We start from the raw sequence: 18,821 nt of genomic DNA on the forward strand, positions 1-18,821 counted from the left end.
GGCCTTGCGCAGCTCGGCGATGACGGTCTTCACGGCGTCTCACCGGCCTTGCGCAGCTCGGCGGCGACGGCTCCGGCGAGCAGGGTCGTGTCGGAGCCGATGGCGAGGAATTGCCAGCCTGCCGCGACCAGTCTGGCCGCCGCGTTGCCGTCCGACACGAGCTGTCCGGCGGCCTTGCCGTTCCCCTTGGCCGCGGCGAGGACCCGGTCGAGGGCGGCGACGTACGCCGGGGCCTGGGTCTGGCCGGGGACGTCGAGGGCGTGACTGAGGTCGCGGGGGCCGACGAACAGGACGTCGACGCCGTCCAGGGCCGCGATGTCCTCGACGGCGTCCAGGGCCGGGAGGGTCTCGATCTGGACCACGCCGAGGACGTCGCCGCCCGAGCGGCCGAGGGCGGCCGGGTCCAGCCCGTACCGGCACATGCGGTTGTAGGTGGCCACTCCCCTGTCCCCCGCCGGCGGGTAGCGCAGGTGCCGCACGCAGGCGGCGGCCCCGTCGGCGGTGTCGACCCGGGGGAACATGATCCCGGCCGCGCCGAGGTCGAGCAGGCGGCCGGCGCGGATTCGCTCGGTGGACTCCACCCGGACGACGGTCGGCACCGTGTACGACGCGGCGGCGGCGATGACGTCACGGGCCTGCTCCTCGCCGCCGGCGCCGTGCTCGAGATCGAGCAGGACCCAGTCGACGCCGGCCGCCGCGCACACTTCGGCGGTGACCGGTGTGGCGGCGCCGAGGAAGGTGCCGTAGGTGACGTCGCCGTGGGCGAGCCGTCGTCGCAGGTCACCGCGGTCCAGGGCATACGGGTTGTGGGTCATCCGTGCCACCGCTGGGTGGCCAGGCCGGCCTCGTACTGGCTTCGGGCGGCGCGGACCGTGTCGGACTCGGACACCTCGGCGGGCGCGACGTCCCACCAGCATCCCGCCGACGGAAGGTCGGCGTGCGGGATGACCGGGACGACGATGACGACCGGACGGGTCTCCGACCGGGTCTCCTGGAGCGCCCGCCGGATCTCGTCGGCGGTCGTCGCCCGCAGGGCCCGAGCGCCCAGGCCGGCGGCGACCCGCACGAGGTCGACCTGGAGGTAGTCGCCGGTCAGGGCGGCGTCCTTGCCCGCCTCAAGAGTGAGCGGCTCCGTGCGGTACCGGAACTCGTTGCCGAACTCGCGGCCCATCGTGAACATCTGCAACCGGTGAATGACCTGGTAGCCGTGGTTCTCGGGGACCACCACGGTGACGGCCAGGCCCTCCTGGGCGGCCGTGGCGAGCTCGGTGGGTGCCATGAGGAACGTACCGTCGCCGATGAAGGCGGTGACGCGATGCCCTGGGTCGGCGTCGGCGAGCCGGGTGCCGATCGCGGCCGGGATCTCGTAGCCCATGCAGGAGAACCCGAACTCGAGATGGCAGGCGCGTCCGTCAGTGGCGTCCCAGACCTTCAGCAGATCACCGGGCGGTCCGCCCGCGGCGGCCACGATGGTGTCGCCCTGATGGGCGTGCTCCTGGAGCAGTCCGATGAGCTGGCCCTGGGTGAGGACGGCATCGGTGTCCGGGATGGCGTCGGTGGAGTGTGCGCGCAGGGCGTTCACGTCGACGGGGGTGTCGGCGTCCAGGGCCGCCGCACGTACGGGCAGCCAGCCTGCCTTGGCGGTGGTCACGGTGTCCCGCCAGGCGGTGCTGGTCGTGACCCCGGCGGCCACGAGGGCGTCGGCCAGGGCTCGTAGTGCGAGCTTGGCGTCGCCGAGTACTGACGTGGCGCCGAGCCGGTCGCCGTCACGCGGGTCGACGTTGATGCTGGCGAATCGCACGCCGGCGGTGGCGAACAGCGAGTGGGAGGCGGTGGCGAAGTCGGTCAGCCGGGACCCGACGGTGAGCACGAGGTCGGCGGCGCGGGCCACCTCGTTGGTCGCGGGGTTGCCCTCGAGGCCGATGCCCCCAAGCTGCCACGAGGCGTCGGTCTGGACGGCGCCCTTGCCGGCGAAGGTCTCGGCCACCGGGATGCCGACAGCGTCGGCGAGCCGCTCGAGCTCGGTGCCGGCGTCGGAATAGATGACACCGCCGCCGGCGATGATGAGCGGCCGGGACGCCGTCGCGAACAGTTCGGCGAGGGCGGCGATCTCGTCCTGCTCGGGGACCGGCCTGCGGATGGCCCAGTCGCGCTCGGCGAAGAACTCCAGCGGGAAGTCGTAGGCGTGCGACTGGATGTCCTGCGGCAGGGACAGGACGGCGGCTCCGGTGTTGACCGGGTCCACGAGCACCCTCATGGCGGCCGGGAGCGCGGTGAGAAGCTGCTCGGGGCGGGTGATCCGGTCGAAGAACCGGGACACCGGGCGGAAGGCGTCATTGACGCTGGCGTCGGCCTCGATCGGGTGTTGCAGCTGCTGCAGGACCGGTCCCTGCCGGCGGGTCGCGTAGGAGTCGCCGGGCAGCAGCAGGACGGGCAGCCGGTTGACCGTCGCCAGGGCGGCGCCGGTGACCATGTTGAGCGCGCCGGGCCCGATGGACGCGGTGACGGCCAGCGCCGCGCGTCGCCTGGAGGCCTTGGCGAACCCGCTGGCGATGTGGACCAGGCCCTGCTCGTTGCGGCCCTGGATGAACGGCAGGTCGTCGGCGTACTGGTCCAGCGCCTGTCCGAGTCCGGCGACGTTGCCGTGACCGAAGATCCCCAGGGCGGCGGGGATCATCCGACGGCGATCGCCGTCCGCGACGCTGTACTGCCTGGATACGTACAGGACCAGTGCCTGGGCCGTGGTGAGGCGCAGCGTCCGGTTGCTTGTCATGTCCTTGTTCTCCTTGGGACGCACGGGATCCGCACTGACTGAGGGGCGGGTCACCAGGGCTGGCCGTGCAGGATGACGGTCTTCTCCTCGGTCATCTCCGCGACGGCGGCGCGGAAGCCTTCCTTGCCGATGCCGGAGGCCTTGAGGCCGCCGTAGGGCATGAGGTCGGCGCGCCACAGCGGGGTCCAGTTGATGTGGATGACGCCGGCGTCGATCTGACGCATGGCACGCACCGCGGCGCTGACGTCCTTGGTGAACACACCGGCGCCCAGCCCGTAGGCGGTGGAGTTGGCGTACGCGATGGCGGTGGCCCAGTCCTCGGCGGTGGATACCGCGACCGCGGGGCCGAAGAGCTCTTCCTGGTTCAGGGGAGCGGTCGGGGCCACGTTGTCGACGACAGCCGGAGTGACGATGGCGCCCTCGCGCTGCCCGCCGGTGAGCAGTTTGGCTCCACCGTCGACGGCCGCGCGGAGCGCGCCCTCGACGCGCCGCGCCTCGGCCTCGCTGATCAGGGTCCCCAGCCGGGTGCCATCCTGGGACGGGTCGCCGTAGGGGATCGCCTCGACCATGGGAATGAGGGCGTCCAGGAGGTCGCCGTGCACCCGAGGGTGGGCGATGACGCGCTGGACGGAGATGCACACCTGGCCGGCGTTGATGTAGCCGCCGGCCGCGATGGCGCCGGCCGCGGCCTCGATGTCCGCGTCCGGAAGGATCACGACCGGGCACGAGGCGCCGAGTTCGAGGGAGAGCTTCTTCACCCCGGCGGTGCGTGCGATGTGCTCGCCGACCGTGGTGGAGCCGGTGAAGGAGATCTTGCGGACCCTGGCGTCGGAGACGAGGGCGTCACCGAGCCGGCCGCCCGAGCCGGTGAGGACGTTGAGCACACCCGGGGGCAACCCGGCGTCGGTGAACGCCTGTGCCAGGGCCAGCGCGGTCAGCGGGGTGGTCCTGGCCGGCTTCAGGATGACGGCGTTGCCGGCGGCCAGTGCGGGCGCGACCTTGTGCAGCACCAGCAGCGAAGGGTAGTTGAACGGGGTGATCGCGACGACCACGCCGCACGGCTGGCGCAGGGTGAAGCCCACCTTGTCCAGGCCGGTGCCCCGGTTGGCGTCCAGCGGCAGGGTGTGGCCGTAGAGCTGGGTGCCCTCGTATCCGGCGAGCCCGATCATGTCGGCGGCGCGGGCGACCTCGCCGCGTGCCTCGGTGATGGTCTTGCCGTTCTCGGCGGACAACAGCGAGGCGATCGCCTCCGCACGCACGTCGACGAGCGCGGCAGCGCGCATCAGGATGGCGTGACGGGCGTGGGCGGGCGTCTCGCGCCACACCGCCGCGCCGTGCTCGGCGGCGGCCAGAGCCTTGTCGACGTCGGAGGTGTCGGCGATGGCCGCCTGCCCGACGACGTGACCGTCGTACGGGGAGCGGATCTCCTCGACCCGCCCACCGGCGCTGGGAACCCATTCGCCGGCGATGAGGAGCTGACCGTCGATCATGGTGAAGGCCTTCCTGTTCAGACGCTGATCCAGCGCTTCTCGGCGTCCGAGCGAAGCATCGCGTCGACGAGCCGGGCGGCCAGCACCATGTCGGCGATGGTCGCGCCGTCGGGCGTACGGGTGACGATCGAGGTGAGCAACCGCTGGGCCTCGATCACCTTGAGGTCGTCGAAGCTGAGCGGGATCGCGGTGTCCGGCTGGAACGCCCCGGCCTCGCCATCGCCCGGCCCGACGCGGTGGGTGGTCCACGACGCGCCCTGGTAGTCCTGGCCGAGGCACACCTGCAGCTCGCCCATCCGCCGGAAGTCCCAGGCGAGAGAACCGGTGCTGCCGTGCACCTCGAACCCGTAGGAGTTCTGCTCGCCGACGGAGGCGCGGCTGGCCTCCAGAAAGCCCTTGGCCCCGGAAGCGAACCGCAGCATGGTGAGGACGTGGTCCTCGTTCTCGACCGGCAGCAGCGGGCCGTCCGCGCCGCGTGAGAAGTGCGACGAGGCGCCGATGGCCTGGGGACGCCGGGTGATGAACGTCGACGTCTCGGCGAGCAAGGCGGTGATCGGGCCGACAACGTACTGGGCGAGGTCGAGGCCGTGCGAGGCGAGGTCGCCGATGACGCCGCTGCCGGCCTGGTCCCTGACGAAACGCCAGGTCAGGGCGCCGTCGGGGTGGGCGCAGTAGTCGCCGAGCATCTGCACCCGGACGTGGCGGACCTCGCCGATCCGGCCGGAGGCGACCAGGTCGCGGGCGACTTCGACGGCGGGGGCGTTGCGGTAGTTGAAGCCGACGGCGGAAGCGACGCCCGCGGCCGCGATCGCATCGGCGATCTCCTGGGTCTCGGCCAGGTTGCGACCGGCGGGCTTCTCGATCCAGATGTGCTTGCCGGCCTTGGCGGCGGTCACGGCCACGTCGCGGTGAGTGAAGTTCGGGCCCGCGACACACACCAGATCGATGTCGTCGCGGCTGACGAGGTCGGCCCAGTCCGGGGTGGTCCAGGAGATGCCGAAGACCTTGCGGGCGTAGTCGAGACGGTCGTCGTCGGCGGGGTCCGCGACCCCGACCAGGCGCGGGGTCGCGCCCAGATCGCGGTAGTGCTGAAGGACGCGAGTCAGGGCCTTGGCGTGGACCTGGCCCATCCAGCCGAAGCCGACGATGCCGATGTTGACATTCAGCGACATTGGGGTCCACCTGTGGCGGATGGCTCCGCCTACCTTTCTGAAGGAGGCCAGCTCTGAAGGTGATCAGCGGACTTCGTCGAGGCGCACCGGCCGGTGCTCGCGCCAGGAGCGGGTGGCGGCCTCGGCGATGAGCGACGCCTCGACGCCGTCGTGGAGGGTGCAGGGCGAGGGCAGGGTGCCGGCCACGACCTGGGTGAAGGCGGTCAGCTCGGCGCGGAAGGCGTCCGCGAAGCGGTCCATGAAGAAGTTCCACGGTGTGCCTGACGGAAAGGCGACCGCCGGATCGGCGGACCGCAGCGGCAGGCGGTCGTCCAGGCCCGCGGCCACGGAATCCTTGCTGCCCAGCACCTCGAGACGGACGTCGTGGCCGCGGCCGTTGGAACGGCTGTTGGAGACGACGGCGAGCGTGCCGCCGGACATGGTCAGGATGGAGGTGACGGATTCGGCGTCACCGGCGGCCTCGATGTAGTCGACGCCCTGGTTGGTGCCGGCGGCGTACACCTCGACGACCTCCTGGCCGGTGACGTACCGGACGGCGTCGAAGTCGTGGATCGCGCAGTCGTTGAAGATGCCGCCCGACCCGCGGATGTAGGCCTCCGGCGGAGGCGCCGGGTCCAGCGTCGTCGAGCGTACGGTGTGGACGTACCCCAGGGTGCCCGCGACCAGGTCTGCCCTGGCCGCCATGTAGGCGGCGTCGAAACGGCGTGGGAAGCCGATCTGGATCGGGGTGTCGTTGCCGGCCAGTTCGTTCCGCAGCGCGACGGCCTCCTCCGACAGTGCGGCGACGGGTTTCTCGCAGAAGGTGGGGATCCCCGCCAGAACGCAGGCCCGGATGAAGTCGGGGTGCGTGGCGGTCGACGACGCGATGATGATGCCGTCGACGCCTGAGGCCAGGACGTCGGCGGGCTCCGGGGCGACGCGGACGCCGAGCCGCTCTCCGACTCCTCGCGCGAGGTCGGGGACGGCGTCGGTGATGATGATCTCGTCGACAGCCGGGAGGTCCGTGAGCGTCTGTGCGTGGAACGCGCCGATGCGTCCCACGCCGATCAGTCCGATGCGCATGACGTACCTTCTACTCGTAGGTGCCCGGGATGGTCTGGTCCCAGTCGATGACGGACCCGGTGACCACACCGCTGCGCGCCGAGAGCAGGAAGATCACGAAGTCGGCGATCTCGTCGACCTGCCCCAGCTTCCCCATGGGCTGCTGTGCCGCGGCCCTTTCGAGCCAGTCGTCGTCGGCGTCGTGCCAACGGCGCTGGGTGGCGTCCTCGCCCTCGGTCTCGGTCCATCCGATGTTCACGCCGTTGATCCGGATCCGGTCCCAGCGATGAGCGAACGCGGCATTGCGCGTCAGTCCGACCAGGCCGGACTTCGATGCGACGTACGGCGCCAGGTACGGCTGACCGCCGTGGGACGACATCGTGATGATGTTGACGATGGAACCCCCTCTGCCTCGGGCGACCATGTCCTTGATCGCCGCCTGCATGAGGAAGAACGGACCGCGCAGATTGACGGCGATGTGCTCGTCGAAGAGCTCCGGCGTGGTGTCGAGCATCGTGCCGCGGGTGGTGAGGCCGGCGCAGTTCACCACGCAGTCGATCCGGCCGAACCGGTCGATCGTCTCCGCGACCGCGGCCTGGCCCTGGCCGACGTCACCGGCATCGGCCTGGACGTAGCGAACCTGCCGGCCCGACCGCTCGGCGAGATCGGTCGCGAACTGCTCACCGACGTCCTTCCGCCGGCCGGTGACCACGACGTCGGCGCCGTTCCGTACCGCGGCGTCGGCGATCGCCGCACCCAAGCCTTGCGTCCCACCACTGACGAGGACGACCCTGCCGTCGAGCAAGGCGTCGCTGAGCTGAGGCATGACTGGCTCCCCCGGAGGTTCTGATGGCGCACCCGCGACGATCGGCCGGGTGCGAGACAGGGTGTGTGACCCCTGACACAAAACCGTAGGCTCCGTCCGTGCGCGTACGGCGGCCAGAACGACTCAAGAACGCCTCAGCCGTCGCAGCCGACTGAGCAGTGTGATCACGTGACCAGGAGGCCCACTCGAAGCGGGTCTTGTGGATCGACGGGCACCGAGGTGAAGATCTCGCCGGTGACGCTCTCGTGCGATGGGAAGTCGTCGTGGACGCGATTCGTCGCGCCTTGCTGTCGGGCGAGCTCGTACCCGGGCAACGCGTCAAGGAAGCCCCGCTCGCCGACGCGCTGGGCGTCAGCAGGCCCACCATCCGTGAGGCGATCCACCAGCTGATTCATGAGGGATCCCTGGTGCAGGAGCCCTACAAAGGCATTCGCGTCGCCAAGCCCAGTCCACAGGACCTCCTCGGCGTGGCGGAGGTTCGCGTGGCGCTGGAGACCCTCGCCGCCCTCAATCTCGCCAAGAATCCGCACGGGTAGGGCATGACGCGGCTGCGCCATGCCCTCCAGACCCATCTCGACGCGCTCGACTCCGGCGACGTCGTCAAGGCCGACCTGACGCGAGACGCCGACCTGCACGTACGCCTCGTCGATGTGATCACCTCCGGCGACGAGGACCAGATCGTCGCCTAGGTCCGCGAGCACATCGCCAGAAGCGCGGGCGAGGTCGTGAAGCTGATCGAACGCCAGCCCGGTCAACCCTGAACCACGCTCCCTTTGGCGGCCCCTGCGGTCGCGGGCCGTGTCGTTTCGCGCGCCCGGCGCCGAGCCTGCCCGAACAGCAGGCCCGATGACTCACATCAGCCAGAGGCATAGTCGGCCAGGCCGGGCTCCAGCAAGTCGAAGGCTTGGATGGCTTCGGCGGCGATGGTGCGGGCGATCTGGTCGTTGGGCTGTCCGGCGAGGGTGAGGGTCTGGATGCGGTGAAACAGCACGCGGTGCACAGTGCCCAGCAGAGCAGCGGCGGTCTGCACGGCGATGTCGTCGGACTGGGCGGCAGTGACGTCGGCGAGCACTTGGGCGAGGTGGTGTTCCCGCTGGTCGTGCAGGCCGCGCAGACAGGCGGTCAGGGTGGGACTGTCGGCGATCATGCGGGCGAACTCCTGGCCGGAGAATCCGGCGACCGGGTCCTGGGCGGCCACGGCGTCGGCGAACGCGCGGCGCAGCGCGGCCAGCGCTGATTCCCCTGGGCGTCGTGCGGTGACGGCACGGGCCAGGGAGGCGGCGAACTCCTCCTGATGGTCCAGGGCCAGGTCTTCCTTACGCGGGAAGTAGTTGGTGACGGTCTTCTTTGCTACGCGGGCGACGGCGGCGATCTCGGCGATGGTCGTCGGCTCGAAGCCCTGGGCGATGAACAGCCGGGTCGCATGGTCGGAGATGAGCTGCCGGGTTTCGTGCTTCTTGGTCTCGCGCAGCCCGGCGACGGGAGCGGGAGTCTGGGTAACCATGGAGCAATCTTACCTTCGTAGCATCTTTATGTTGACACCCTTGGGCGCCCTGGACTAACTTTACCTCCGTCGTAAGTTTATGACGATGGAACGCCGAGTTCGAAGGAGAACGCCCTTGCGCAAGCACCCCCACGCCGCCGCCGCGCCCGTGGTCGAGTTCGCTCGTGTGCCCCGATCGCAGCAGCCCGAGCGGGCCCCGCTGCACGGCGCCGAACTGCGTCGGCCGCCGACCGACCACAGCATCCGTGCGTCGCAGCAAGTCCGGAGCAGGCGCATCGTCCCCCGGCGCCGCAGCTACTGACCCCACCCCACCCCACCCCGCCGCACCAGAGGAGATCCCTTGCAGTTCATCGCTTCCACTGTCTCGCTGACCGTCGACGACGTCGCCGCCTCTCAGGCGTTCTTCACCACCTACCTGGGCTACACCGTCCAGCATGCCGCCGCCGGCTTCGCCTCCCTGTCGCGCGACGACTCGGTCGACATCGTCCTGCTCGCCCGCGGCATCGAGGTGCTGCCACCCGAGCAGCGCGACCAGCGTGCCGGCGGTCTGATCCTCGCCTTCACCCTCGACGGCGGCCTGGCCGAGCAGGAAAAGCGGCTGCGCGACGCCGGGGCGCAGATCACCATGCCGCTGCGCCAGGAGCCCTGGGGCGAAGCCTTGTTCCAGGTCACCGACCCCAACGGCCTGATCGTCCAGTTCGTCGAATGGGTCGCCCCCGAACGCCGCTGACCCGCCCGCACGACAAAGGCCCCAATCGGCGCGTCACCGCGACGTGCGGGAACGCACTCGACGCGTCACTTTCCCCTTGAGCAGGAGAAACCGCCATACCTGTGACCTTCAACCACACCATCATCGCCGCCAAGGACCGCCACGCCTCGGCACGGTTCTTCCGTGAGCTGTTCGAGCTCCCCGAGGCGCCTTCCTGGGGGCCGTTCACCAACGTCCTGCTGGATGTGCCCCGGAGTCCCACCACGTCGGTGACCGGCAGCGGCAGGGCCACCCGGACCATGTCGTCCCAGTGCTGGCGAATGACCATCCTGTTGATGAACCGACCACCGCGGCCCTGTTCTGCGAACCGCGGCCGGGCAGCTCACAGAGGCAAGGGCCGGTTCTCGACGACGCTCTTCATGACAAGGGTGGAGCTGAGGCGCAGGACGCCGGGAAGAGCGGACAACTGGCCGTCGTAGACCTCCTGGAAGGCGGCCAGGTCGCGGGCGATGACGCGCATCAGGTAGTCGGGGTCACCGAACAGCCGTTGAGCCTGCAGGACGTGCGGGACGGCGGCGACCGCCTGCTCGAAGGCGTCGACCGTGTCGCGGTCCGCGGCGCGCATGGTGACGAAGACGAGGGCCTCGAACGTCAGGCCCAAGGCGTGGGCGTCGAGGTGTGCCCGGTAGCCGCTGATCGCGCCGGAGTGTTCCAGGGCGCGCAGGCGGCGGTGGCAGGGCGAGACGCTGAGGCGGACGCGCTCGGCGAGTTCGGTGATGGTGAGCCGCCCGTCGCGCTGGAGTTCGGCAAGAATTCTCCGGTCTACGTCGTCCATGGGGCAGATTCTCCCTCATAACGGGCTTTGTGGGGGAAAGATTGGAAGCACATTCCGGCCATGCGACCATAAACTTCCTTATCGAATCTGAGTGAGCGCGAAGGAGAAGCAAGGTCATGCCCGTCGGTACCGTCGCCGCGTTCTGGGCGGTCTCATTGATGTTCGTGGTGACACCCGGCGCGGACTGGGCCTACGCGATCACGGCGGGGCTGCGCCATCGGACGGTGTTGCCGGCGGTGGGCGGGCTGCTGGCCGGGCATCTGGCGGCCACTGCGCTGGTGGCGGCCGGAGTGGCCGCCCTGGTGGCCCGGTCGCCGCTGGTGATGACCGCGCTGACCGTGGCGGGCGCGGCCTATCTGGTCTGGCTGGGGATCGGCATGCTGGCTCGCCCCGCGGCCCCGCAGGCCGGTGCGGAACAGGCCGCCACCTCGTGGGCGCGGCAGATGGTGAAAGGGGCAGGGATCAGCGGGCTCAACCCGAAGGTGTTCCTGCTGTTCCTGGCGCTGCTGCCGCAGTTCACCGACCCGGACGCCGGTTGGCCGCTCGCGGTGCAGATCGTGGCGTTGGGGCTGGTGCACGTGGCCAGTTGCGCCGTGGTCTACACCGGAGTGGGCGCGGGAGCGCGCCGGGTGCTGCGGGCGCGGCCCGCCGCGGCCCGGACGGTGAGCCGCTTCTCCGGCGCGGCGATGGTGGTGATCGGTGTGCTGCTGCTGGTGGAGCAGCTGGTCGGGTAGGGCCCCGCAGATATGTACCTGCGTACACTCCATGCGTACGCTCGTACATATGGAGTCTGACTTCGACGGCCGCTCGATGCGCGAGCGCATGCTCGCCGGTGACCTGTACATCGCCGACGATCCCGAGCTGGCCGAGCACATGCTGCGGGCCATGGACCTGGTGGAGGCGTTCAACGCGACGTCGGCGCGTGATCCGCGGGAGCGGCGCCGGCTGCTCACCGAGCTCCTGGGTGCGGTCGGTGAAGGTACGGAGATCCGGCCGCCGCTGCGCGTGGACTACGGCGGCAACATCCGCATCGGCGCCCGGTCGTTCGCCAACTTCGGGCTCGTCGCCCTGGACGTCGCGTCGATCACCATCGGGAACGATGTGCAGATCGGGTCGTATGTGCAGCTCATGACGCCGACTCATCCGGTTGATCCAGAGCTGCGCCGGGCGAAGTGGGAGGCCGCCAAGCCGATCACCATCGGTGACAACGTGTGGCTGGGCAGTGGGGCGATCATCCTGGCCGGGGTCACGATCGGGGAGAACACGGTCGTGGGGGCGGGCGCGGTGGTCACCCGCGATCTTCCGGCCAACGTGGTCGCGGTGGGCAATCCCGCCCGGGTGATCCGCACGATCGAGCTGGATACGGCATGAGCGGCCCCACCGACGCGTCCGCTCCACGGCGGCCGCGGCGGCACGACCCCGGGCGGCGGGACCGGCTGATCGACGCGGCACTCACCGTCATCGCTGAGCGTGGCGTCGCCGGGACGACGCATCGGGAGATCGCTCGCGCCGCGGACGTGCCGCTGGGGTCGATGACCTACCACTTCACGTCGCTTGAGGAAGTACTGGCCGAGGCGTTCACCCGGCACGCCGACGCGGTGGCCCGCGTCTTCGACGAGCGTCTGAGCGCCGCTCAGGATCGTCAGGAGGCGGTCGAGTCGGTCATCGCGCTGGTGTCGGACGACCTGCTCGGCTCACAGGACGATCTCGTCCTGTCCGTGGAGCTGTACGTGGCCGCTGCGCGTAATCCGGCCCTGAGAGCCGTCACGCAGGCATGGATGGCGCGCAGCCGCCGGGCGCTGGAGCGCCATTTCGACGCCACCACCGCCCGGGAGCTGGACGCGCTGATCGAAGGGCTCGTGCTGCACAGCGCTCTGTCGACCGACCCGATGACGCCCGACCAGATCCGCCACGCCATCCACCGGTACTTCCGCTGATCTCCGCTCGCCCGCACCAACGTGATCGGAGAGCCGATGCCCGCTGCCCCTCTCACCGCACCCACCCGTGAGGCCCCTTTACCTCAGCGCCGACCTGCGTACCGATGCCGCCACCGCGGGTCTGGCCGTCGTGGCTCTCCAGGTCGCCATGACGGTCGGCCGTCTGACCGGTGACCGTGTCGTGGACCGCTTCGGCCGGCGCACCGTCGTCCGCGCCGGCGGAGCCCTGGCCGCCGTCGGCATGGGCGCTGCCCTCGCCGTGCCGTCCGTCGCGACCGCGCTGGCCGGCTTCGCCCTCGCCGGGCTCGGCGTCGCCACCCTCGTGCCCGCCGCCATGCACACCGCGGACGAACTGCCCGGACTGCTCAGCGTCGTCCTGGCCGGCGTCATCACCGTCGTTCTCGCCCATGTCCTGACCAACCGCACCCCAGCCTAGGCTCGGGGCTTGTCCCGAACGCACTGTCTGGGGGTTCGACTGCGGGCTCTTGGCCGGCGTCGAGCATGTTGGTCAGGGGTGGATGCCGAAGGGCCCGAGCAGGCCGGTGTCGATTCGCATGGACTCCAGCAGACCGAAGGCGTTGTCCTTGGTGAACACGTCGGCGGCGGCCAGCGTGCCGAGGTAGCCGGCGACGACCGGGGCGGCGGCCTGCTGGGCGACCGCGTCCAGGTAGCCGGCGAAGATCGCCCACGCGTTGCCGGCCGGACCGTACTTGCCGAAGAACGGCGCCGGGTCGAGGCTGGCGACCGTGTCACGGACGCTGGTCCGCAGGTCGGCCAGGTATCGCTGCTGCAGGTGTCCGTCGGCGCGGGTGCCGAGGCGGCCGAGGTGGCCGCCGACGAGGGTGCGCCACGGATATCCCATGGCGGTGTCGTGGGCCCGCAGCCAGCCGGGGATGTCCTGGGAGACAGCGAGATTCTTGAAGGGCACCCAGCCGGGATAGAGCACGTCGACCACCATCAGGGTCTCCTGCTTGGGGGCATGGATGAAGATGTTGTCGGGTGAGTGATTGGGGCCGTGGTAGGCCAGTTCGAGACGCTCGCCGCCGACCCGCAGGACGTAGTGGTCGTCGAAGGTGAGCGTGGGCGCCGGCCGGTTCGGGTCCGCGTCCCGGCGCAGGAATCTCGCGGTCTCGGTATGTCCGATGCGGATGACGTCCTTGCCGAAAATCGAGGCGGCTCCGATGTGGTCGGCGTGCGAGTGGGAGTAGATGAGGTGGGTCACCTTCCGGGGGCGCCCGTTGGCCCGGGTGACCTCCTCGATGGCGCGCAGCAGGTTGTACCCGATGGTGGGTGGCGCGTCGACGAGGACGACGCCCTGGCGTGTGGTCAGGAACATGGCCTGGTAGGAGGAGTCGGTGACCCAGTGCAGGTCGCCGTCGATCCGGCCGACGAAGTAGCCCTTGTCGTTGAGCGCGGGGCCCTTCGACGCCTCGGGGATGGGCGCGTAGTCGGGGAGGGCGCCGGATGCGGGCGCCTCGCCGGTCCCGAGCAGGCTGGCGGCCAGGGGTAGCGCCGATGCGGCGGTCGCTCGGGTGAGGAAGGTTCGCCTACTCGCGTGGGCGATGGTGTGGACCATGGGGATTGTCTCCATTCGGAAGGTGCGGCCGCCTGGCGAACGTAGGACGGGCGGAGCGGATCGAAGGGTCCGGTGGTGAGGGGTGGTCGGCCGGTGTCCTGGACCGTCACGATCCGGCCCAGTCCGCGGGTGAGCGCTGGCCGGAACCGCGGCAGGCGCGGGGATCGCGCCTGCCGCGTGCCGGACCGATGGGTCTCGTGTGGGGATCAGCGGGTGGCGCGGGCTGCCGCTGTGATGACAGCGGTGGTGGCGTCAGGCCGGGAGATCATGATCACGTGTGAGGCTTCCCCGACTTCGCTGGTGCGCGCGCCGGCGCGCTGGGCCATGAACCGCTGGGCTGCGGGTGGGATGGCCTGGTCGGCGCCGGCGACCAGGTACCAGGAGGGGATGGTCTTCCAGGCGGGCGCTCCGCTCGGGGAGCCGAGCGCGGCCAGGGCGGCCGGGCGCTGGGTGGCGGCCATCAGGGCGGTGTCGCGGGCGGGCAGGTCGGCGGCGAAGGCGGCGTGGAATGCGGCGGGGGCGATGTAGGCGTCGGTGCCGGTACCGCCGCCGGGCAGCGGGTACTGGCGGGTGATCAGGCTGGTGGGCAGCTGGCTGCCGGGGAACTTACCGGTCAGGTCGAGCGCTGACTCGGCCTCCTCGGGTGCGAACGCGGCGATGAAGACCAGCGCCTTGACGTTGGGGTGGCCGGTGGCGGCGTTGGAGATGACCGCTCCGCCGTAGGAGTGGCCGACCAGAATGACCGGTCCGTCGATGCTGGAGACGATGCTCGACAGGTAGGCCGAATCGCCTGCCAGGTCGCGCAGGGGGTTGGCGGGGGCGATCACCGGGTAGCCGGCCCCTTGGAGCCGGGCGACGACCTTGTTCCAGCTCGAGGCGTCGGCGAACGCACCGTGGACCAGCACCACAGTGGGTTTGACCGTTTGCCGGCTCGTCGCGGCGGCGGCCGAGGGAAGAGCCGTGACCAGGATGGCCAGCATGGCCAGGACGGCCAGTGTCACGGGCAACAGGAGTCGGATCCCCGGCCGGAAGAGCGGAGAGGTCTGTGCGGACATGGCGGATCTCCTTGGTAGGGGTGAAGGTGTCGAGCGGTGCGCCTAGGCCACCGGCGGAGGACCCGCCACGCGCAGGCGGTACGCCTCGGCCGAGGCGAGGATGGCTTCGATGTCGAACAGGTCGTAGCGGTCGTCCCCGACGAAGAAGGTGATCTCTCCATCGAGCACGATCCAGATCTCGTCCTCCGCCTCGTGAACGTGCAGGGGTGGCGCGTGGCCCTTGGGGTCGGTGAACTCCATCACGCTCAAGGTGCCGCCGGTCGCCGTGCCCGGCACCAGGATCTGGGCCCGGCCACCGAGGAACCAGAAGGGGTTCTGCGTGTCGCCGGAATGGGGTGCACGTCTGTTGTTCATGTGGCTGCTCCTGTTTCGGCGTCGGGTCAGTTCTTCTTGAGGAAGCGCAGGAGTGTGCGGGTGAGCTGTTCGGGCTGTTCCTCGAAGATCCAGTGACCGGAGTCCTCGATGACGATCCCGGTCACATGGCCGGCGTACTTGCGGACTTGGGTGGGGACGAAGTCACCGAGGCTGCCGCGGGCGCCGATGGCGAGTACGGGCATGGTGAGCTTCTTCGCGCTGTATGCGCTGTTGTCAGCGACGTCCTTGGGAAAGGCGCGGAACCATTCGAAACTCGCCCGCAGGTGAGCGTCATCGCGCAGGTAGCGGGCGTACTCGCGGACCTGTTCGTCGCTGACGCCGTTCTTCTTGACTTCGAGGGAGTCGACGAAACGCTCCACCCACTGCTCCTCCCGGCCGTTCACCATGCGCTCGGGCAGGCCGTTGCGGACGCTGAAGTAGCCGAAGTTCCAGAAGCCCGGCCCCTTCGCGGTGAGGGAGGGGAAGGTGTAGAGGGTCTTGTCGGGGATGGGTGCCTCGCTGAGGACCAGCTTGGTGACGTCGCCGGGGTGGGCGGCGGCGTAGGAGTAGGCGACCATCGTGCCGATGTCGTGCCCCACGAGCCTGATGTCCCGCTTGAGGCCGAGCCTGGTCAACAAGCCGTGCAGGTCAGCGGCGAGGGTCTTCTTGTCGTAGCCACTGGCGGGTGCGTCGCTCTTGCCTGCTCCGCGTAGATCCGGCGCGATGACCGTGTAGTGCTTGGCGAGCTCGGGCAGGACTTCGCGCCAGGTGTACCAGGTTTGCGGGTATCCGTGCAGCAGGACCAGCGTCGGCCCGTGTCCACCGCGCACGTAGTTGATCGCGACGTCGCCGACCTGAACTCTCCCCTCACGAAAACCTGCCGGAATGCGCGGCGCATGGCCGGTCTCCGACGGCGTCTTGGAGGCGATGGCTGTGATGGGCACCGGGGCGGCCTGGGCGGAAGCGGCAGGGGCGAGGTAGGCGAACATGCCGGCCACCGCGATCGGGATGACGACGCGGCCGCGGACCTTCTTGGCGTTCATGGGGCAAACCGTAGAAACCGGCTCGCTTGCCGCGCGAGCGTCACCTGACTGCGTCACCGAGCGCTACGTGACCGCAGGTCTTGTTCCAGGCTGAAGGTGAACGAAGCAGTGGCCTCCGCTGCCACCGGCTCTCTCCCGTAAGCTTTGGGTGATCTCCACTTGATCGCGGAGAAGGAGCGCTCGATTACCGCACCCAGCTTCGCGGAGGTGCTGCGTCGCCATCGGCACGCGGCACGTCTGACGCTGGAGCAGCTCGCCGAGGCCTCGGGGGTCAGCGCCCGGACGCTGTCGGACATGGAACGCGGACGCAGCAAGGGTTCCCAGCATCGGACCGTCACCGCGCTGGCCGACGCCCTCGGCCTGGGCGACGCCGACCGCGACCAGCTCGTCGAGCTGGCACGCGAGGGCCGCCTGCGCGATCACTGGGCCCGCCCGACCGGGCTGTGCGAGCTGCCGCGCTCCGTCGGCGACTTCACCGGTCGAGCCGCGGGACTGGCCTGGATCAGCGAGCTCTTACGCGCCGGGGACGCGCCGGGCGCCGCGGGTGTGGGGCTCATCACCGGTTCTGCCGGGCTGGGCAAGACCACGTTGGCAGTCCGCGCCGCCCACGCCCTGCGGCCGGACTTCCCTCACGGGGTGTTCTTCCTCGACCTGTTCGGTATGTCTGCGCAGCCCCTGCCCGTCGACGATGCCTTGGGCATGCTGCTTCGCGCACTCGGCATCGCGGATCAGCAGATCCCGGGCGACGTCGCCGGGCGTGCGTCCTTGTACCGGTCCCTGCTGCGTGACCGGCGCGTGCTGATCGTGCTCGACAATGCCGCCGCCGAGGAGCAGGTCCGGCCGCTGCTGCCGGGCGGCGGTGCGGGAAAGGCCCTGGTGACCAGTCGCCGCCTGCTGGCCGGTCTGGAAGGAGTGCGCAGACTCGCCCTCGGGCCCCTGCCCCTGCTGGAAGCCACCGAGCTGCTGACCGGAATCCTGAAAGACCGCGGCGCCCCGGACGAAGGATCGGCCGTCGGGCAGCTCGCGCAGCTGTGCGGCGGTCTGCCCCTCGCGCTCCGGATCGCCGGAAATCGGCTGGTCAGCCGACCCGGCTGGAACGCCGCCGACCTCGCCGCCCGGCTGACGAACGAGGAGCGCCGCCTGGACCAGCTCAGCGCCGGCGATCTCAAGATCGCCACCGCGTTCGGGCTGTCCTACGAGCAGCTGGCCACCTCGACGCGACGGCTCTTCCGCCGGCTCGCCCTGGTGCCGGGCCGCAGCTTCGACGCCGCTCTGGCCGCCGTGGTGGGCGGCACGTCGATCGAGGAGGCATGGGACGCCCTCGACGACCTCGTCGACCTCGGTCTGCTGCAGGACAGCACGTCGGAACGCTACCGCTTCCACGACCTGGTACGGCTGTTCGCCCGCGATCGGCTTCAGCAGGAGGAGCCTGCGGCCGAGCGCGACGCGCTCACCGTGACGATGACGTCATGGCTGCTGCGGACGGCCACGACCGCCGGGCGGTGGTTCGAGCCCGGGTACGGCGATCCTGGCCAAGCTGCCCCCGATGCCGCTGAGCTGTCCTCCGCGGAGAAGGCCGACCACTGGCTACGCGTGAATGTCGACAACTGGCTGGGCGCGTTACGTCACGCGGCGAGCATCGGCCGGTTCACCGCCGTCCTCGACTGCGCCGAGTCGATGGACTGGTTCTCCGATCAGTGGATGCACGCGCCGCACTGGTACGAGGTGTTCACCCTCGGCGCCGAGGCCGCCGCCGCCCTGGGCGATCCGGCCCGGCAGGCCGCGCAACTGAACATGCTGGCCTGGGTCCATCTGCTGCCGCGAGATGACCCGGAGACCGCACTGCGCTACACAGCCCAGGCGATAGACCTGGCAACCCGCAGTGGTGCCACGGCGCAGATCGGCTTGGCTCATCACCACGCGGGAGGCGCGCTTCGACGGCTCGGGCGGCTCGACGAGGCCATCGCGGCGGAAACCCAGGCGGCGCGGATCCACTTGGCCAACGGCGACATGGATCGGTACTGCCATTCTCTCGCCGCCCTCGGCACCTGCCTTCGCGACGCCGGAGATCACACCAAGGCGCTGAAGCAGTACCTCGACGTGCTGGCCCTGCTGAACGACGACTGCTCGGGGATGACGCCGAGCGTCGCGGCGTTCAACAGGCCGATCGTGCTGGCCCGCATCGGCGAATGCCTGGGATTGCTCGGCCACCGGGCTGAGGCGATCATCAAGCTCACCGAGGCGACCAGCCTCATGGAGCAGGCTCAGTTGCTCGTCCCGCAGGCCCGCTCCCTGGAGACACTGGCGGTCTTGCTGGCCGAGGAGGACCGGACCGGCGAGAGCCGCCATACCTACGCGAGGGCGGCCGAGGTGTACGAAGCCATCGGCGACGCCGAGGCGAGCAGCCGCTGCCGCGACCTGGCGAACGCCTGACGCTCGGGCCTACTTCTGCGTCCTGTTCTGCGTGGCCGGGCCGCGTGCACGCGACTTGGATGGAGAGCACCAG

General features: G+C 70.1%; 21 protein-coding genes. 9 read left to right on the forward strand and 12 right to left on the reverse strand.

Annotated elements, in window-relative coordinates:
* Nucleotides 1-29: 29 nt before the first annotated feature.
* The 6 genes from AB0B91_RS42825 to AB0B91_RS42850 all read right to left on the reverse strand — a co-directional run bounded on the left by AB0B91_RS42825 (nt 30) and on the right by AB0B91_RS42850 (nt 7,302).
* The gene (locus tag AB0B91_RS42825) at nt 30-815 is read right to left on the reverse strand and encodes an aldolase/citrate lyase family protein (RefSeq protein ID WP_358333094.1); all 786 of its coding nucleotides are present in this window, start codon (nt 813-815) and stop codon (nt 30-32) included.
* The gene (gene iolD / locus AB0B91_RS42830; protein WP_358333097.1) at nt 812-2,773 is read right to left on the reverse strand and encodes a 3D-(3,5/4)-trihydroxycyclohexane-1,2-dione acylhydrolase (decyclizing); all 1,962 of its coding nucleotides are present in this window, start codon (nt 2,771-2,773) and stop codon (nt 812-814) included. Before iolD ends, AB0B91_RS42825 begins: the two co-directional genes overlap by 4 nt.
* Before the next feature lie 50 nt (nt 2,774-2,823).
* On the reverse strand, nt 2,824-4,263 hold the full coding sequence (locus tag AB0B91_RS42835) for an aldehyde dehydrogenase family protein (protein WP_358333100.1): 1,440 nt from the start codon (nt 4,261-4,263) through the stop codon (nt 2,824-2,826).
* A gap of 17 nt (nt 4,264-4,280) precedes the next feature.
* On the reverse strand, nt 4,281-5,435 hold the full coding sequence (locus AB0B91_RS42840) for a Gfo/Idh/MocA family oxidoreductase (RefSeq protein WP_358333103.1): 1,155 nt from the start codon (nt 5,433-5,435) through the stop codon (nt 4,281-4,283).
* A 63-nt stretch (nt 5,436-5,498) separates the two neighbouring features.
* Nucleotides 5,499-6,497: a Gfo/Idh/MocA family oxidoreductase gene (locus AB0B91_RS42845; protein ID WP_358333106.1), complete on the reverse strand. Its 999-nt coding sequence runs from the start codon at nt 6,495-6,497 to the stop codon at nt 5,499-5,501.
* 10 nt (nt 6,498-6,507) lie between these two features.
* Nucleotides 6,508-7,302 carry an SDR family oxidoreductase gene (locus AB0B91_RS42850; protein WP_358333109.1) on the reverse strand — a complete coding sequence of 265 codons (795 nt, stop codon included), beginning with the start codon at nt 7,300-7,302 and terminating at the stop codon, nt 6,508-6,510.
* Between the two features lie 263 nt (nt 7,303-7,565).
* On the opposite strand from AB0B91_RS42850, the gene AB0B91_RS42855 reads away from it, so the two are divergent.
* Nucleotides 7,566-7,838 carry a GntR family transcriptional regulator gene (locus AB0B91_RS42855; protein WP_358333112.1) on the forward strand — a complete coding sequence of 91 codons (273 nt, stop codon included), beginning with the start codon at nt 7,566-7,568 and terminating at the stop codon, nt 7,836-7,838.
* Nucleotides 7,839-7,841: 3 nt separating this feature from the next.
* Entirely contained in the window at nt 7,842-7,991 is a 150-nt protein-coding gene (locus AB0B91_RS42860) for a hypothetical protein (RefSeq protein ID WP_358333115.1), read from the forward strand.
* Between the two features lie 167 nt (nt 7,992-8,158).
* Here the strand turns inward: AB0B91_RS42860 and AB0B91_RS42865 are convergent, their stop codons facing one another.
* Complete coding sequence (locus AB0B91_RS42865) at nt 8,159-8,806, reverse strand: TetR/AcrR family transcriptional regulator (protein ID WP_358333118.1); 648 nt, start codon at nt 8,804-8,806, stop codon at nt 8,159-8,161.
* Nucleotides 8,807-8,921: 115 nt separating this feature from the next.
* Here AB0B91_RS42865 and AB0B91_RS42870 point away from each other — a divergent pair, with 115 nt between their 5' ends.
* Both AB0B91_RS42870 and AB0B91_RS42875 read left to right on the forward strand, forming a co-directional pair.
* Nucleotides 8,922-9,107: a hypothetical protein gene (locus AB0B91_RS42870; protein WP_358333121.1), complete on the forward strand. Its 186-nt coding sequence runs from the start codon at nt 8,922-8,924 to the stop codon at nt 9,105-9,107.
* A gap of 39 nt (nt 9,108-9,146) precedes the next feature.
* Nucleotides 9,147-9,536 carry a VOC family protein gene (locus tag AB0B91_RS42875; RefSeq protein ID WP_358333124.1) on the forward strand — a complete coding sequence of 130 codons (390 nt, stop codon included), beginning with the start codon at nt 9,147-9,149 and terminating at the stop codon, nt 9,534-9,536.
* A gap of 361 nt (nt 9,537-9,897) precedes the next feature.
* Here AB0B91_RS42875 and AB0B91_RS42880 read toward each other — a convergent pair whose 3' ends face one another.
* Complete coding sequence (locus AB0B91_RS42880) at nt 9,898-10,350, reverse strand: Lrp/AsnC family transcriptional regulator (protein WP_358333127.1); 453 nt, start codon at nt 10,348-10,350, stop codon at nt 9,898-9,900.
* A 116-nt stretch (nt 10,351-10,466) separates the two neighbouring features.
* On the opposite strand from AB0B91_RS42880, the gene AB0B91_RS42885 reads away from it, so the two are divergent.
* The 4 genes from AB0B91_RS42885 (at nt 10,467) to AB0B91_RS42900 (ending at nt 12,723) form a co-directional block, all read left to right on the forward strand.
* Entirely contained in the window at nt 10,467-11,084 is a 618-nt protein-coding gene (locus AB0B91_RS42885; protein WP_358333130.1) for a LysE family translocator, read from the forward strand.
* Nucleotides 11,085-11,133: 49 nt separating this feature from the next.
* Entirely contained in the window at nt 11,134-11,721 is a 588-nt protein-coding gene (locus AB0B91_RS42890; RefSeq protein WP_358333133.1) for a sugar O-acetyltransferase, read from the forward strand.
* On the forward strand, nt 11,718-12,287 hold the full coding sequence (locus AB0B91_RS42895; RefSeq protein WP_358333136.1) for a TetR family transcriptional regulator: 570 nt from the start codon (nt 11,718-11,720) through the stop codon (nt 12,285-12,287). The genes AB0B91_RS42890 and AB0B91_RS42895 overlap by 4 nt, the downstream gene beginning before the upstream one ends.
* Before the next feature lie 67 nt (nt 12,288-12,354).
* The gene (locus AB0B91_RS42900; RefSeq protein ID WP_358333139.1) at nt 12,355-12,723 is read left to right on the forward strand and encodes an MFS transporter; all 369 of its coding nucleotides are present in this window, start codon (nt 12,355-12,357) and stop codon (nt 12,721-12,723) included.
* A 72-nt stretch (nt 12,724-12,795) separates the two neighbouring features.
* On the opposite strand, the gene AB0B91_RS42905 is transcribed toward AB0B91_RS42900, so the two are convergent.
* The 4 genes from AB0B91_RS42905 to AB0B91_RS42920 form a co-directional block, all read right to left on the reverse strand.
* The gene (locus AB0B91_RS42905) at nt 12,796-13,863 is read right to left on the reverse strand and encodes an MBL fold metallo-hydrolase (protein ID WP_358333142.1); all 1,068 of its coding nucleotides are present in this window, start codon (nt 13,861-13,863) and stop codon (nt 12,796-12,798) included.
* Nucleotides 13,864-14,069: 206 nt separating this feature from the next.
* Nucleotides 14,070-14,918: an alpha/beta hydrolase gene (locus tag AB0B91_RS42910; protein WP_358333146.1), complete on the reverse strand. Its 849-nt coding sequence runs from the start codon at nt 14,916-14,918 to the stop codon at nt 14,070-14,072.
* Nucleotides 14,919-14,960: 42 nt separating this feature from the next.
* A complete protein-coding gene (locus AB0B91_RS42915; protein WP_358333149.1) occupies nt 14,961-15,272 on the reverse strand; it encodes a cupin domain-containing protein in 312 nt (103 codons plus the stop codon).
* A gap of 26 nt (nt 15,273-15,298) precedes the next feature.
* Nucleotides 15,299-16,315: an alpha/beta hydrolase gene (locus AB0B91_RS42920; protein ID WP_358333152.1), complete on the reverse strand. Its 1,017-nt coding sequence runs from the start codon at nt 16,313-16,315 to the stop codon at nt 15,299-15,301.
* Between the two features lie 159 nt (nt 16,316-16,474).
* Here AB0B91_RS42920 and AB0B91_RS42925 point away from each other — a divergent pair, with 159 nt between their 5' ends.
* Nucleotides 16,475-18,748 (forward strand): helix-turn-helix domain-containing protein, encoded by a 2,274-nt coding sequence (locus AB0B91_RS42925; protein WP_358333155.1) that lies wholly within the window; start codon nt 16,475-16,477, stop codon nt 18,746-18,748.
* Nucleotides 18,749-18,821: the final 73 nt, after the last annotated feature.

This window comes from Nonomuraea sp. NPDC049141, assembly GCF_040648415.1.
Classification (GTDB): Bacteria; Actinomycetota; Actinomycetes; order Streptosporangiales; family Streptosporangiaceae; genus Nonomuraea.

Excerpts from the sequence above, each read along its gene's own strand:
- AB0B91_RS42825 (WP_358333094.1), bottom strand. The coding sequence starts at position 815 with ATGACCCACAACCCGTATGCCCTGGACCGCGGTGACCTGCGACGACGG.
- iolD (WP_358333097.1), bottom strand. The coding sequence starts at position 2,773 with ATGACAAGCAACCGGACGCTGCGCCTCACCACGGCCCAGGCACTGGTC.
- AB0B91_RS42835 (WP_358333100.1), bottom strand. The coding sequence starts at position 4,263 with ATGATCGACGGTCAGCTCCTCATCGCCGGCGAATGGGTTCCCAGCGCC.
- AB0B91_RS42840 (WP_358333103.1), bottom strand. The coding sequence starts at position 5,435 with ATGTCGCTGAATGTCAACATCGGCATCGTCGGCTTCGGCTGGATGGGC.
- AB0B91_RS42845 (WP_358333106.1), bottom strand. The coding sequence starts at position 6,497 with ATGCGCATCGGACTGATCGGCGTGGGACGCATCGGCGCGTTCCACGCA.
- AB0B91_RS42850 (WP_358333109.1), bottom strand. The coding sequence starts at position 7,302 with ATGCCTCAGCTCAGCGACGCCTTGCTCGACGGCAGGGTCGTCCTCGTC.
- AB0B91_RS42860 (WP_358333115.1), top strand. The coding sequence starts at position 7,842 with ATGACGCGGCTGCGCCATGCCCTCCAGACCCATCTCGACGCGCTCGAC.
- AB0B91_RS42865 (WP_358333118.1), bottom strand. The coding sequence starts at position 8,806 with ATGGTTACCCAGACTCCCGCTCCCGTCGCCGGGCTGCGCGAGACCAAG.
- AB0B91_RS42880 (WP_358333127.1), bottom strand. The coding sequence starts at position 10,350 with ATGGACGACGTAGACCGGAGAATTCTTGCCGAACTCCAGCGCGACGGG.
- AB0B91_RS42885 (WP_358333130.1), top strand. The coding sequence starts at position 10,467 with ATGCCCGTCGGTACCGTCGCCGCGTTCTGGGCGGTCTCATTGATGTTC.
- AB0B91_RS42890 (WP_358333133.1), top strand. The coding sequence starts at position 11,134 with ATGGAGTCTGACTTCGACGGCCGCTCGATGCGCGAGCGCATGCTCGCC.
- AB0B91_RS42895 (WP_358333136.1), top strand. The coding sequence starts at position 11,718 with ATGAGCGGCCCCACCGACGCGTCCGCTCCACGGCGGCCGCGGCGGCAC.
- AB0B91_RS42905 (WP_358333142.1), bottom strand. The coding sequence starts at position 13,863 with ATGGTCCACACCATCGCCCACGCGAGTAGGCGAACCTTCCTCACCCGA.
- AB0B91_RS42910 (WP_358333146.1), bottom strand. The coding sequence starts at position 14,918 with ATGTCCGCACAGACCTCTCCGCTCTTCCGGCCGGGGATCCGACTCCTG.
- AB0B91_RS42915 (WP_358333149.1), bottom strand. The coding sequence starts at position 15,272 with ATGAACAACAGACGTGCACCCCATTCCGGCGACACGCAGAACCCCTTC.
- AB0B91_RS42920 (WP_358333152.1), bottom strand. The coding sequence starts at position 16,315 with ATGAACGCCAAGAAGGTCCGCGGCCGCGTCGTCATCCCGATCGCGGTG.